Source organism: Acholeplasma hippikon (assembly GCF_900660755.1).
GTDB lineage: Bacteria > Bacillota_I > Bacilli_A > Acholeplasmatales > Acholeplasmataceae > Acholeplasma > Acholeplasma hippikon.
Genome location: NZ_LR215050.1, coordinates 190,584 through 205,465 on the forward strand (window position 1 = coordinate 190,584; position 14,882 = coordinate 205,465).

10 protein-coding genes are annotated in these 14,882 nt (G+C 31.4%); 9 read left to right on the plus strand and 1 reads right to left on the minus strand.

Features of this window, described 5'->3' with window-relative positions; translation table 11 throughout:
- Window positions 1-8: 8 nt before the first annotated feature.
- Window positions 9-1,382, plus strand: coding sequence for a DUF4886 domain-containing protein (locus EXC59_RS00965; RefSeq protein WP_051659002.1), 1,374 nt, complete (start codon window positions 9-11; stop codon window positions 1,380-1,382).
- A 261-nt stretch (window positions 1,383-1,643) separates the two neighbouring features.
- Here EXC59_RS00965 and EXC59_RS00970 read toward each other — a convergent pair whose 3' ends face one another.
- Complete coding sequence (locus tag EXC59_RS00970) at window positions 1,644-2,519, minus strand: ROK family protein (RefSeq protein ID WP_035369054.1); 876 nt, start codon at window positions 2,517-2,519, stop codon at window positions 1,644-1,646.
- A 96-nt stretch (window positions 2,520-2,615) separates the two neighbouring features.
- Here EXC59_RS00970 and EXC59_RS00975 point away from each other — a divergent pair, with 96 nt between their 5' ends.
- The 8 genes from EXC59_RS00975 to EXC59_RS01010 all read left to right on the plus strand — a co-directional run bounded on the left by EXC59_RS00975 (window position 2,616) and on the right by EXC59_RS01010 (window position 14,882).
- A complete protein-coding gene (locus EXC59_RS00975) occupies window positions 2,616-3,326 on the plus strand; it encodes a GntR family transcriptional regulator (RefSeq protein ID WP_035369055.1) in 711 nt (236 codons plus the stop codon).
- 114 nt (window positions 3,327-3,440) lie between these two features.
- The gene (locus tag EXC59_RS00980) at window positions 3,441-4,364 is read left to right on the plus strand and encodes a hypothetical protein (protein WP_162163986.1); all 924 of its coding nucleotides are present in this window, start codon (window positions 3,441-3,443) and stop codon (window positions 4,362-4,364) included.
- Entirely contained in the window at window positions 4,361-6,178 is a 1,818-nt protein-coding gene (locus EXC59_RS00985; RefSeq protein ID WP_035369057.1) for a phosphodiester glycosidase family protein, read from the plus strand. The genes EXC59_RS00980 and EXC59_RS00985 overlap by 4 nt, the downstream gene beginning before the upstream one ends.
- Window positions 6,178-7,890: a beta-N-acetylhexosaminidase gene (locus EXC59_RS00990; RefSeq protein WP_051659003.1), complete on the plus strand. Its 1,713-nt coding sequence runs from the start codon at window positions 6,178-6,180 to the stop codon at window positions 7,888-7,890. Before EXC59_RS00985 ends, EXC59_RS00990 begins: the two co-directional genes overlap by 1 nt.
- Window positions 7,891-7,995: 105 nt before the next feature.
- Window positions 7,996-10,272: an immunoglobulin-like domain-containing protein gene (locus tag EXC59_RS00995; protein WP_035369058.1), complete on the plus strand. Its 2,277-nt coding sequence runs from the start codon at window positions 7,996-7,998 to the stop codon at window positions 10,270-10,272.
- Between the two features lie 73 nt (window positions 10,273-10,345).
- Window positions 10,346-11,008: a DUF624 domain-containing protein gene (locus EXC59_RS01000; protein ID WP_035369060.1), complete on the plus strand. Its 663-nt coding sequence runs from the start codon at window positions 10,346-10,348 to the stop codon at window positions 11,006-11,008.
- Window positions 11,009-11,094: 86 nt separating this feature from the next.
- Window positions 11,095-13,965 carry an extracellular solute-binding protein gene (locus tag EXC59_RS01005; RefSeq protein WP_162163987.1) on the plus strand — a complete coding sequence of 957 codons (2,871 nt, stop codon included), beginning with the start codon at window positions 11,095-11,097 and terminating at the stop codon, window positions 13,963-13,965.
- Window positions 13,962-14,882: a carbohydrate ABC transporter permease gene (locus EXC59_RS01010; protein ID WP_162163988.1), complete on the plus strand. Its 921-nt coding sequence runs from the start codon at window positions 13,962-13,964 to the stop codon at window positions 14,880-14,882. Before EXC59_RS01005 ends, EXC59_RS01010 begins: the two co-directional genes overlap by 4 nt.

Genomic DNA, 14,882 nt, shown 5'->3' on the forward strand with positions numbered 1-14,882 from the left:
GAGAAATTATGAAAAAATTAGCAATATTTATCGTGTTATTATTTGGGTTAATGTTAACTGCTTGTACAAACCAAAAGGATGATACACCACTTGATCCAAATCCAGGGGATGTAGATCCAGGTGACAATGAACCAGGGGATAAAGATCCAGATGACAATGATGATGAACCAAACGAGGAATTACCAGTGGACACACCTAAGGACTTTTCAAAATCAATTAAAATTCTAGCGATTGGAAATAGTTTTAGCGATGATGCTTTAGAATATTTTTGGGAAATTGCAACCGATTACGGAATCGAAGAAGTTGTGATTGGTATTCTTTATAAAGCTGGTGCTAGACTTGAACAACACTGGAATAGTATTACAACGAATACAGCAGACTATGTATATCGTAAAAAGACAACAGGTACATGGGTTAACCGTAATAATTCATCAATAGAATATGGTATTAAAGATGAAGATTGGGACATTATTACCCTTCAACAATCAAGTGGTTATAGTGGCCTAGAAGCATCTTATCAACCTTATTTAAACAACATGGTTAACTATGTTAAACAAAATGCAACACATGATGATTATGAAATTTATTGGCACTTAACTTGGTCTTATCAAGGAAACTATAGTGCAACAAACGCATTTGAATGGTATGATAAAGATCAAATGAAGATGTATAAAGGTATTTTAGAATCAGTTAAAAAACATGTAATGACACATGAAGATATTAAACTTGTGATTCCTGCAGGAACTACAATTCAAAATGCACGTACAAGTTATTTAGGAGATACATTAACAAGAGATGGATACCATTTAACATATGATGTAGGACGTTTTGGGGTTGCCTTAACTTGGTTTAATAAGATTACAGGCTTCCCACTTGAGGCAATTAATTATACGCCAGCAGGTGTATCACAAATTGATAAACTCATGTTAATTGATGCAGCTTATAAGGCAATTAGAACACCATTTAGAGTAACTGAATCAGACTATAAAGAACGTGTTCCATCTTTAAATGACTTTAATAAATTAAATGTAAATTATGATTTAGGTTATTGGAGTGAATTAAGTGATACACTTGTTAAAAATGATTCAATTGCTAAATACTTTGTTTCAAGTACTACAAAAGTAGCGAAAGCTGAGTTACCAGTTGGATCTATGATTGCGGTTAAAGGAAATTATAAATTTAAATTAACTTTCTTTAAAGCAGATGGAACAAAGGTAATTACTGATTTCAATTATGTTACTGATGTTGTTGTAACAGAAGATTTCTGGAAAGATTATACACATGTTGCAATCAGTGTGGCAGCAAGTGATGGTATTATCAATTTAACAGATAAGTTAGCAGAAACAAGTTCAAACATTGGTTTCTATATTCCTAAAAAATAAAGAAAGAACTCCGGCGTAATAGTCGGAGTTTTTTTATAGATTAATTGTCAATTCATCTATAAAAAAAAGAACCCTTACGGATTCTTATTTTGTTAACATTAAAATTTTACTACTTGTATACGGGATAAACGTTGAAATTTTGTTCATTTTTTGAAAAAATAGCATTTAATTCATGAAAATAATGAAAAAATAATATTTTAGATGTATACTATATTTGTTAAGTTGTAATTACAAGTATTAAGGGATAAGTATACAATTGAACTAGATTTTATATGTGTTTTTAAAATGAACGAATGCACCGATCATTCCTGCATCGTTTCTAAATTGTGCAGCAGCAACCTTAGTGTATCTCTTTAAATGTTTAGTAAGTTTGTCTTGAACATAAACATTTAATTCTTCAACAAAAGAGTCTCTAGCGGTGATTCCACCACCAATAACAAATAAATCAGGGTTTAATGCATAAGCTAGATTGGCGATACCAACACTTAAATGATCATAAAATCTATTCACTAGGTTAACAGCTAATGGATTTTTTTCATCATATAGTTTGAAAACATCAATACCGTTTTGAATTTGATTACCAAATAATTCTTGAGCTTGTTTAACTAAAGCAGAAGTTGCAGCTAAACTTTCATATTTGTGGTCACCGATTTTCATTAATCCAAATTCACCAGCATTGTATCCAACGCCTTGGAAAATTTGATTATTTAATACAATCGCTCCACCAATACCAGTTCCAACAGTCATACATACAGTAACCTTGGAATCCTTAGCTACACCTAATGTAGATTCACATAACGCCATGGCGTTAACATCATTAATCACAGATACATTAAGTCCTGTTTCTTTGCCAATGTAATCAACAATATTCATACCGATATAACCTTTGATTGCATCAGTTGCACTTAAAACTTCGCCAGTATCTGAATTGATGACACCAGCAGATGAGATTGCAATACCTTGTGGTTCATAACCTTTTAGTTCACTTACTTTAAAAAGTATATCGTCTAAAACGAGTTTCCCACTTGTTGCGCCTTGAGATGGAAATTTATCTTTAAAAATAATTTCGTAGTTTTCATTGATGACGCCATATTTAATTTCGGTTCCACCGATATCAAAAGTTAAATAGTTTTTCATAATTGCTTTATCCTTCTGTACATTCTTTATATCGTATTTCATTATATAGTATAAAATTATTTTTTCAATAGATAACATTAAAGGAGATTAAGAAAGATGAATGAACCGATTTATATTACCATTCAAAATGACATCAAAAGAGAAATCGAGAATGGTACACTTCAAAGTGGGGATTTAGTACCTTCTGAAAATGAATTAAAAGAAAAGTATAATGTCAGTCGTATGACTGCAAGACAAGCATTAAACAACTTGGTTAATGATGGATATTTATATAGACATAAAGGTAAGGGGACTTTTATATCTAAGCGTAAAATTGAAAAGAACATTCATGGCGTACGTTCATTTACTCAAGAAATGGCAGCGATGAATCGTAAAGTATCAAGTAAAATCTTAAAATTTGAAAAAGTAGCTTCACCAGAAAAAGTTGCTGAAAAACTATTCTTAGCTAAAAAAGAAGAAGTCTTTTTAATTGAAAGGGTCCGATATGGTGATGACACGCCTGTTTTATTTGAACAATTATACATTCCAGTTAAATTATTTAAGTCGATTACAGAAGAAGATTTGAAATCATCATTTTATCATTACGTAGAAACAAAAATGAATTTACAAATTTCACACTGTATTCAATCAATTGAGGCAATTGAAATTCCAAAAGAATTAACTGAATATTTAATGGTAAAGGAACACACACCAACACTTTTAATTGAAAGAAATACGTTCTTAACGAATGGAAGACCATTTGAATATGTTAAATCATACTATCGTGGAGACCAATATAAATTTGTTCAACACGCCATCAAAGGCTAATCATAAAGATCTATCAATTTGATAGGTCTTTTCTTTTATATTATATTTTGTATAGACAAGTGAAGTTTCTCTTGATATACTTAAAATAACGATACAGATTAAAAGGAATTGAATATGATAAAAATACTTAAAGATGTAAATGCTAATAAAGTAAAACAAGTTTGTTTTGGTGGTGCATGGTATCACAAAGTAATGAGTATTGAATACGATTTTAAAGGTATTATGGGGGATATTACTTTGCCTATGCCTTATATTAATCGTTTTAAAGATGATAAAGAACCTACAAAGTTAATTGATTTTGATTTAAAGAATTTAGATGTTTCATCTATTTATATGGGTGGACATGCTAAACATGAATCAGATGTAGGATTAGCACTAGGTAGAGCAATCCTTAATGAAAAGGTCACAGAAGGCTCAGCAGTTTATAGACCATTCTGGCGCTATATTACAGATGGGTTTGATGATGCAGGTTCATATGATTTAGCAAATGGTAGAAATTATTCAGCAACCATTTTAAATGACAAAAATGGTATTAAAAATGTATATGCAATGTATCATCCGAGTTTTTCTGAATATTACTATTTACCAGGTGATAGATTAAGAATGAGTTTAACAAGTCCAAAACCTGATTATTTAGTTTTAAAGATCGAAGTACTTGAAGTTTCTAAACTTCCATATTCAGTAGAGTTTAGAAAAAAATATAATTTAAAAGAAACTAAAGATTTTACTTCACCGATGATGAGTTCGCCAGGACATGGAACAAATATGCTAAAAACTTATAAACGAGTAAATGCTATTGACCAAGTAAGTAATGAAGGAAAAGAAGCAATCGTTTCAAATACTGTGATTGAAAATGCAATTTGGGAAAACTGTTATTTACTTTATGAAGAAAACGGAATTATTTATCAAACACCAATGAATGAAGAAATAGCAGTTGAAATGAGTTGTCCAAATGTTAAAGGATTTATAGTAAGCGAGTTAAATATTGAAACTGGTGGACAAAAAATAACGATTCGACCAAAGGGGATATTAGAATGAAAAAATTATTTATTTTATTATTATTGCCGTTTTTAGCTGCAAACATCTTTGTTTCAGGGAATTTAAAATATGAAATTTTAACAGAAACAACAAATGTAGTTAATGGCGTTACACATCAATTTATTTCAGCGAGTTTAACAAATGATGCGGGTACAGTTACACCGCAAAGAATTCATGTTTTAAAGGCTGATGATACGATTGAAACAACTGTTTGGAGTTTTAGAGATAATACAGGTGTTTTAAAAAATAAGAATGTCATTGATATTGCAAAAGACTTTGAAGCTAAAAATCCAAATTATGAAGTTGTTGCGGCAGTTAATGGTGATTACTTTACAACCAATCAAACAATTAATGCCAACATGCTATTTGGATCACGTATGGTAAACCCAAATATTCATGACAAGTATTATTCATTAGCATTAACTAAATATGGAAATCATATTGAAACATATAAAAAGTTAACAACAGAAAAACAATATGCGTACTTTTATGATGCGAAAACAGATGCATTATATGGTGCAGTAGAATTATCACAAGTAAATACACAAATTTCAACTCCAGGTAAAACAGGTTACTACTACCGATATAACTCTGCAAATGATGTTGTAAGAGAACATTATGTTTTTGATATCGTTGAAAAGAGCATTATTGGAACTTTCTCAAGTTTTTATACAAATGAAGGAACAAAAGTAAATCAAAAAATTGAAAACTCTGATACAAAGATTGCTATTGTTACAACCGATGAAGCGGTTAAGTCAATTTTAGCTAAGGGTGTTAAAGTTAAAATTCAACCTAAAATTAAGGATGTAGAAGAAGGAAATACCATTTTAGGTGTTGACTCACAAATTTTAGAAAACGGAACAATTAAAACTTTTGAAGCAATTGGTGGTCAAAGTTATGAGAACACAAGTGTTCGTCATCCAAGAACAGGTATTGGTTTTGATGAAAATAACAGACCGGTTTTATTTACTGTTGATGGTAGACAAACAGGAACTTCAAATGGAATTAACTTAAGAGAATTCGCATTAATTATGAAATCTCATGGTGTTGTGAATGGATTTAACTTAGATGGCGGTGGTTCAACCCAAACCGTGATTAAAGAAAATGGACAGTTTAAAATGGTAAACGTTCCAACAGAAAACCCATATCGTGTGGTTGCCAATGCAGTCTTATTTATTAAAGCAAAAGATTCATCAAGAGTTGAAGAAACAATTACAGAAACTTCAATTAATTTAACGTTACCTTCATCAAATTATGATGTCTTTGTAAATGGAATTGAAAAAAGTTACCAAGGTAATGTTGTAACGATTGAAAAGAATGATTACATTCATCAATCCATTAGTGTTGTAAATAAGACAACAAAATCTACAATCTATACAAAATTAATTTATGCATCTAAAGAAAAAGAACCTACTGAACCAACATTTACTGTTTCACATGAGGTTGATAAGAACAAATTAAAGATAAAAATTAACTTTACCGAAGCAGATCTTGATATAGATAGAATGTATGTTATCAATCAAGTGAATGAAGAAAATAAAGTTGCTTTAGTTCAGTATAAAGGATTAAGAATGGCTACTTTTGATAGTGTGCCTGAAAATGAAACAGAATTTATTATTTACTATGAATTAAGTAATGGTAAAAAAGGTGAAATATCTTATACCTATAAAACTGATCTTCCAATCGTTGAAGAAGAAGATGAAGATGAAGGGAAAAAAGAGTCATCAAATATTGGTCTTTCAATTGGAATTGGCAGTGGAATTTTAGTTGTATTAGCGGCATTAACTGTAATTGTCATCAAGAGGAAAAAATAATGGAAATAGAAAAAGTAATCAAAAGTTTAAATATTAATCATGACATAGAAACTTTTGAATTATCTGATGTAACAAAACGTGTTGGAAATAAACTTTATTATAAAAACATTCCTAGTGCTTTGTTGTATCTTAATCACTTGAGTTTATTTAATGAAGAAATTATAGACGACGGATTTAAGGTTAAAGGAACAATGATTGATTTATCAAGAAATGCAGTCTTTAAGTTAGACTACTTTAAGAGTGTCATCTTAAGACAAGCACTTCTTGGGTTTAACGAAATTTGGTTATATTTAGAAGATGTATATGAATTAGAAGATTATGTTAAGTTTGGATATTTAAGAGGAAAATACACATTAAAAGATATTCAAGAACTAGATACTTATGCACAATCAGTAGGAGTAAACTTAGTGCCTTGTATCCAAACACTGGGACACATGAGTCAATTCTTAAGATGGCCAAGTAGTTATCCATTTAGAGATCAAGCAGATGTTTTAATTATTTCTGATGAGACTTATAAGTTTATTCAAGCCATGTTAGATTTTTGTAAAGAAGCATTTTCAACTACAAAAATTCATGTGGGTATGGACGAAACATTTGGCTTCTCATTTGGTCAATACTATAAACAACATGGTTATACAAACCCAGAAGATTTATTTTTAAATCATTTAAATCAAGTTTATCAAAAAGCAAAGAATACTGGCTTTAATGAGATTTGTATATGGTCAGATATGTTCTTTAGACATCGTTCAAAAACTGAATACTATTATGATACAACGATTAGTTTTGAAGATGAATTTATCAATAAGATTCCAAAGGATGTCACATTAGTTTATTGGGACTACTATAATCATAAAGCCGAAGTTTATGATTTAATGATTAAAAATCACCAAAAAATGAATCGTAAAGTGATTATGGCTAGTGGAACATGGATTTGGACAAAACTTGCATATGATAGAGAAAAAACCTTAAAAACTGCGACACACGCAATTAATGAATCATTAAAAAATAAGGTATCAGAAATCATCTTTACGCAATGGAATGATGATGGAGCGTATTGTGACTATGAGACATCTTTCTTAGGTTTAGTGGATGTGACTAATGTCATGGTTGGCAATCAAATTAATCCTAACTATTTAAGTAAGATTAATTGTTACGAACAACATAAACTTGAAGTCGTAACTAAAATTAATCAATTAGGATTTGATCCAATCATGTTGTTATGGGATGATATCTTACTAGGAATTTACATGAACAATCTTGTTGGATATAACGATAGTTTAATTGATCCATTAATTGAAAATGCAAATGTTGTTATAAAAGAAATAGAAGCAGTTAATTATCCACATTTTAAAAATCTATTAAGTTATTTAAAAAACAAACTAGAACTAAGAAAAATTTTATTAAGTGGTTACTTTAAGACGAAAAACTTTGATGAAGCACATAATATCTTAAAAGCAGCAAGAGTAAATCTTATGGAATCTTTAAAGAGTTTTGAAGAAAATTGGTTAAGAAGAAATAAACCATTTGGATTAGAAGTACTTCAAAATAGAATATATAGTCAATTAAGAAGACTAGATATGTATGAAGAAATTATCAAATCATATCATGATGGATATGTGATTGATTTCTTAGAGGAAAAACTTTCACAAGAACCATGGCTAAGTGTTAAATATGCAGATCTATCGGTTTCAAGTAAGGGCTCAATTGTATAAAAATAAAAAAATGAAAAACGCTTACATAAAACACTTGACTATACAAGAAACAAAGTCTATAATAAGCGTATAGAGTATAGATAAACAAAAATAAAAGGAGACTATATGAGAAAGTTTGGTAAAAGTTTAATTACAACCCTAGTTTTATTCATGTTAGGGTTTGTATTAGTGGCTTGTCAAACTGGCGAAAGCGATCAAGAGCTAGTTGAAAAAGCTAAAGAAACTCTAGAAATCGGTTTTGCATCAGGGGACAAAATTGATTCAGTAACTAAGGATGTAACATTACCTGCAACAGCTGGTGAAAACATCTTAGTAACTTGGGAGACTAACGATAGTGCAACAATCACTAAAGCTGGTAAAGTTACTAGAGTATATGGTGAAAATAAAAATGTAACATTAACAGCTACATTAACATTAAATGAAGAAAAAACTACTAAAGAATTCAAAGTAGTAGTACTAGCATTAGTGGACAATATTCCACCAGCATTCATGAATGTTGCTGATGGAAAGTTAACTCCAATTAAACATTTAGCTGGTGTTGAAGTAGATTTAATGGAAGATGTTTCTGCAAGAGACAATGTTGATAAAAATCCTGTAATCACTTTAGACGTTAAGGATTATAATAAAGATGTTGCTGGTACATACACAGTTACCTACACAGTAACTGATAACTCAGGCAACAAAACATCAGTTGATCGTGTAATTACAGTTGAACCTTCATTGTTTGCTAAAGTTAACGCAGCAGTTGTTGGGGATAAATGGGTTGAATATGTGATGAATGACACAACTGCACTAACAAATCCTGGAAGTGCTGGTGCTAAATTCAGATTTGATGATAAACTATATGTAATGGATAAAGCATTCTATTTAGCAGAACTTGCTGAACATGCTGCTGAATATCCTGCTTCAAACGGTGTGCCTCTATTACCTTATGGTTCAGCAATCGTAACTGACAAAGATTTCAATATTGTACAAGTAAGATTAGCTCCAGGGGTATACTTACAATTAGACGTTGTAGATGGTGAAACTGTATTATCACATACAGATATGCCATGGGCTAAAGCAAACGCTAATGGTGGAAGTGTATTATTTGAAATTGAAAATGTAATTCCAGATGGTGGTTACGTAATGTTTGGTGGTGTTCAAGACCCTCAAAACACAAGAATCTTTGTGACATCTAACTTCTTCTACAGTGGTTACACTGGTGGTGGAGCAACTAAAGATTTACAAGACGTATTCGACTTAGCATCAATTAAATTACAATTAATTAATGATTATGAAGTGTTAATCGCATTACCAGATGCAATTGATGCGCCTTCAATCTCATTAAACAGACATGAATTATCATGGCCAGCAGTTCCAAATGCTAAAGGATATCAATTATTCATTAATGGTGAAGCATTTGGTGATATGATGACTGGAACTTCAGTAGACTTAGCTTCATTAGCATTAGAAATTTCAGAAACTCCTTATGAAGTAAGAGTTAAAGCAATTTCTAAAGATATGTTCAAGTTCAGTGATTCTGATTTATCAAATGAAATTGAGTATAAGAAAGTAGAAATTCAAACGTTAGCAGCTCCAGTTATTAAAGTAGATGCAGAAAATTCTAAATTAATCACTTGGGATCATGTTGAAGGAACTAACTACTATGAAATTTATGTAAAATTAGGCGGCGGATTAAACAAGAAAGTTGCTGAAACTGCAGCTTCATCATTCGATGTAAACACAATCACAGGTTTCAATGGTGTAAATACTTACTATGTTAAGGGTATTGGATTAGCTACTCACTCTGATTCAGGTAATTCAAACTCAGTTAACATTGACCAAACTGTTGTATCAGAAATCAATGTGAATGGTGCAATCGCTAAAGTGGTTGTAACAACAGCAGAAGATTACTTCGGTAGAAGAAATGGTACAGATGCTACTAAACTTGGCGGATATTTATACTTAGTAACAAATGTTCACGAAGTTACATCATGGTCAGGAACCTACAATGAAGCAAGTTCAGTATTAGTATTATTAGACAAAGACTTCAATGTTAAAACTGTACGTAGCGTATTAGGTCAAACTTGGACAGCTGAAAAAGGTTGGGGAACTGAAACTGGTGTTGCTCAAAACAACCAAACAGTTGGATTAAACAACTACACAGCTGAAGGAGATATGTTATTAATCGGTAAGAACGGTTTAGCATTAACATTCACTAAAGATGGCCAAGACTTCATTAACCAAGCTGGTGGCGCAAGAGAATTCATGGGTTATTACTTCGTAGCACAATATGCTACTTTCCCAACTGCACCAGCAGGTGGTACATCTGATGGATGGAGAAATCCAGCAGCAAATAACTATGATCCAAGAAACACTACGGTATCATTAGTAAAATAACAACAAACTAAAAAGGGGATAAGCAATCTAGCAATAGATTGCTTCTCCTTGCTTTTTATTAGAAGGGTTTATTATGAGTTTTTATGAAAAGTATGTCAACTCTAAGTTTTATCACTTCTCAGATGGTTTATTAAAAGTAATTTTTGTAAATCTTTTGATGATTGTAACAACGTTACTAGGTTTAGTTGTCGTGGGATTACCTGTGGCAATTGTAACTGGAGTGTTGACTTTAAAACTTGTATTAAATAAGGGTGCAATCGGAACTTTTAATGTTTACGTTTCGATTTTAAAGAAAATCTTAAAGAGAAGTTTAAAGACAATATTATTCTTTGAAGTAATCTTGATTGTGCTTTTATTTAATATATTTTATTTCTACGCAGGATTAGAACCGTTTAGCTGGTACTATTTCTTTAGTTTCATGATTATGCTATTATTATTCGGGGCCACATTAATTGCATTTATGCATGGTCTAATGATTTCTAGTTTATATGAAGTGAATATCAAATCGCTACTTAAACATAGTTATCTATTAACAATTGGATTCTCATTCAGAGCATTGATTTGGTTAATTGTTATGTTTATGTTTATTTATGTGATTATACTTATTCCTATTCTAGGATTATTCTTTGGATTAAGTGGCATTAGTTTAATTAATTATCTTGTTTTAGTTAAAGGTTATTCTAAAGTTGAATCGCTTAATGAATCGCTTGATGAACTGCTTGATGAGATATACTAAACACCTATAGATTAACTTGACTAGTCAACTATGAAATGATATACTATTGATAGTTGACTATACAACTTTAAAGCAAAGAGGTTTATATGAAAAAAATAATGATATTGTTACTAATCGTAACATTAACAGTAGGAACCTTATTACTAAATACAAATAACGTAAGCGCATTCACCCCAAGTGACTATAATGGCTCGATTTATGAGCTTGAAAGTGACACGGAAGATACTTATGCAACTTACTTAGATAAGTACAATAAGGTGTTTCCTGATGAAATCGTTGATGTTGATTTAACAACATTTGAATATTCGAATGGATTGGTGGATAATGATCTGCCATATTATGGTTTATTCAAAGATGATTTAGGGAATGAAAAAGATGGTTTATATCTACCTGAGTCAGGAGATATTTCCTTAACAGTCAATGTTGCAGAAGCTGGATACTACCATATTGGTGTCGAGTATTTTTCTATTTTAGGTAGAAGTTCTAACATTGAAAGAGCAATGAGAATTAATGGAAAATATCCATTCATTGAAGCGGAATCGCTTGTTTTACAACGTTTCTTCAAAGATGAATTCAGTGTATCAGAATCTAGAGAAAAAGGTGTATCAGATATTAGACCTAAACAAGTTGAAATACACTTATGGGCAGAAGATACATTAAAAGATAGAGTTGGATATTATAACGATAGTTATTATTTCTATTTCGAACAAGGCGTTAATACAATCACTTTTGAAAGTAAACGTGAACCGTTCGTTTTAGGAAGATTATTCTTATTCCAAGAAACTAAAGTAAGTAACTATGAAACTTACTACAATCAATATTTACAACAAGGTGCAAAAGTAGTTGAAGATAGCTATATTATTGAAGCGGAAGAATCATATTTAAAATCTTCTCCATCATTAAATCCAATTGCTGAATTCTCTACACCTAAATTCACACCTTATGAAGCATTTATTACAAGATATAATGCAATTGGGGGGAATAACTGGAGAGTTGCTGGTGATTCAATTTCATGGCAATTAACAGTTAAAGAAGCTGGTTTCTATAAATTAACATTCAAAGTTATGCAAAACTTCTCAAATGGTCAGTCAACAACTAGAAGTTTAAAGATTAATGGTAAAACACCATTTGAAGAAGCGAAAACAGTTGAGTTCAAATACAAGAGTGATTTACAGTATGTATCACTTGGTAATGGTGAACCAATGTATGTTTACTTAGAAGCTGGTGTGAATGAAATTTCATTAACTTCAACGATTGGTAACTATGGTCCAATTGTTCAAAGAGTAAACGTTTTAATTAAGGAATTTAGAGCGTTTTATCGTGAAGTTGTTATGCGTACAGGTTTAAACCCTGACCCATATCAAGATTATTTATTAAGTAGATATATTCCAAACTTTGAATCTCGCTTAGTTGCATTCAAAGATGAATTACAAGCGATTCGTTCTGAAATTATTAGAATTTCTGGTGGACGTTCAGGTTTAATTTCAGCATTTGATAGAGCTGGAAACCAAATTAAGAAATTTATTGAAGATGAAAAAAATGTTCAATCAGGTTTAAGAGAGTTCGAACAAAATATTTCAGCATTAGGAACTTGGGTTATTTCAGTTTCTGAACAACCATTAACAATTGATCAAATTATTGTTTCTGGAAACACACATAAACTTCCAAAAATCAGATTGAATTTCTTCCAAAAATTATGGCACGAAATTACTATGTTCTTTGGATCATTTAAAGATGATTCAGACTTTGGTACAGGTGTATCAGTTGATGGACCTACAATTGAAGTTTGGATTGGAACTGGTCGTGACCAAACAACTTATTTAAGACAATTAATTGATGAATCATTTACTTTAGATAAAGGTATTAATGTTAACTTAAAAATGGTTAATATGGGTGTTTTACTTCAAGCGACACTTTCTGGTAATGGACCGGATGTTGCTATTGGTGTAGACCAAAAAATGCCAGTTAACTGGGGTATTAGAAATGCGATTGTTCCACTATCAGATTTTGCTGATTTCCCAGAAGTTGCATCATGGTTTAGCCCTTCTGCTTTAGAAGCTCTAACATTTGATGGTGTTACTTACGCACTACCTGATACAGAAGATTTCTTAGTTATGTTCTATAGAAAAGATATCTTAAATTCAGTTGGTGTAACTTCATTACCTACAACTTGGGAAGAAGTTATTGATATTTCTCCATTATTACAAAGAAGATACTTAGAATTCTATGTACCAGTTTCTCAAGGTGCAATGTCTACAGTACTTTATGCAATGATTAAACAAAATGGTGGAGAATTATATCTAGATGGAGGAAGAGAATCAGGCATGTTACAACCTGCTAACATTAATGCGTTCTTAGACTTCACTAAATTATTTACAGATTATGGATTTGCGTTAGAAGCAAACTTTGCAAACAGATTTAGAAGTGGTGAAATGCCAATTGGTGTTGCAAACTATTCACTATATAACACATTAAGCGTATTCGCTCCAGAAATTTCTGGTCAATGGGATTATGCATTATTACCAGGTGTAGAAGTTGATGGTGTCTTAAATAGACAATCAGTCTCAACAGTTACTTCATCTGTTATTATGAGTGCATCCAAAGAAAAAGAAGCAAGCTGGGAGTTTATGAAATGGTGGTTATCCGCAGACACTCAAAAGGATTATGCAAGAGGTATGGAATCAGTTATTGGTTCAGCAGCTCGTTACCCAACAGCAAACCTTCAAGCATTTGAACAACTTCCATGGCCAACAAAAGATTACTTAATGTTAAAACAACAAAGAGAATTAGCAGTTGGTATTCCTACTGTACCTGGGGACTACATTGTAGGGCGACACATTGATAATGCATTTAGAGCTGTCTTAAATAGCAATGTAACACCGCAAGACTCTCTATATCAATATCACTTAAAGATTAATGAAGAAATTGCTAGAAAGCGTAAAGAACTCGGATTATGACACAAAAAATAACAAAAAAAGAACTATTAAAACGAGAAATTAAATCGAATAAAGTTTATTACGGTATGATGGCCCCATTCTTAATCATATTCTTTACTTTCACGATTTTACCGGTAATAATGAGTTTATTCTTAAGTTTTACAAACTTTGATATGCTAAACTCACCAAAGTTTATTGGCTTAGACAATTATATTAACTTATTATTACATGATGATGTATTCTTAATTGCGATTAGAAATACATTAATCCTTGCTGTTGTCATTGGACCAGTAAGTTATGCGGCTGCATTTATATTTGCGTGGTTAGTTAATGAATTACCACCAAAATTACGTTGGGTATTAACCATTGTCTTCTATGCACCATCAATCAGTGGATCAGCATTCTTATTATGGCAATTAATCTTCAACGGCGATATGTATGGTTACTTAAACGCATTTTTAATTAACTTAAATATTATTGATGCACCTATTCTATGGTTAAAAACACCAGAATATGCATTAACAATTATTATTATTGTTCAATTATGGTTATCACTTGGTATCAGCTTCTTATCATTCGTTGCTGGTTTCCAAACTGTTGATAAATCATTATATGAAGCAGCAGCAATTGATGGTATCAAAAACCGTTGGCAAGAATTATGGTATATTACTTTACCGCAAATGATGCCACAATTAATGTTTGGTGCGTTGATGCAAATCACCTCATCATTCGGTATTGGTACTGTATCAACAGCACTCTTAGGTTTCCCTTCAGTTGAGTATTCTGGACATACAATTATTACTCACTTACTAGACTTCGGAGCCGGATCTCAACGTATGGAGTTGGGATATGCATCAGCGATTGCAACGATCTTGTTCTTAATGATGATCATTGCTAACTTAGCTGTGCAAAAACTTTTAAGAAGGGTTGGTACTTGA

Coding starts and splice junctions, on each gene's coding strand:
- EXC59_RS00965 (WP_051659002.1), top strand. CDS start 9: ATGAAAAAATTAGCAATATTTATCGTGTTATTATTTGGGTTAATGTTA.
- EXC59_RS01010 (WP_162163988.1), top strand. CDS start 13,962: ATGACACAAAAAATAACAAAAAAAGAACTATTAAAACGAGAAATTAAA.
- EXC59_RS01005 (WP_162163987.1), top strand. CDS start 11,095: ATGAAAAAAATAATGATATTGTTACTAATCGTAACATTAACAGTAGGA.
- EXC59_RS00970 (WP_035369054.1), bottom strand. CDS start 2,519: ATGAAAAACTATTTAACTTTTGATATCGGTGGAACCGAAATTAAATAT.
- EXC59_RS00990 (WP_051659003.1), top strand. CDS start 6,178: ATGGAAATAGAAAAAGTAATCAAAAGTTTAAATATTAATCATGACATA.
- EXC59_RS00980 (WP_162163986.1), top strand. CDS start 3,441: ATGATAAAAATACTTAAAGATGTAAATGCTAATAAAGTAAAACAAGTT.
- EXC59_RS00975 (WP_035369055.1), top strand. CDS start 2,616: ATGAATGAACCGATTTATATTACCATTCAAAATGACATCAAAAGAGAA.
- EXC59_RS00995 (WP_035369058.1), top strand. CDS start 7,996: ATGAGAAAGTTTGGTAAAAGTTTAATTACAACCCTAGTTTTATTCATG.
- EXC59_RS01000 (WP_035369060.1), top strand. CDS start 10,346: ATGAGTTTTTATGAAAAGTATGTCAACTCTAAGTTTTATCACTTCTCA.
- EXC59_RS00985 (WP_035369057.1), top strand. CDS start 4,361: ATGAAAAAATTATTTATTTTATTATTATTGCCGTTTTTAGCTGCAAAC.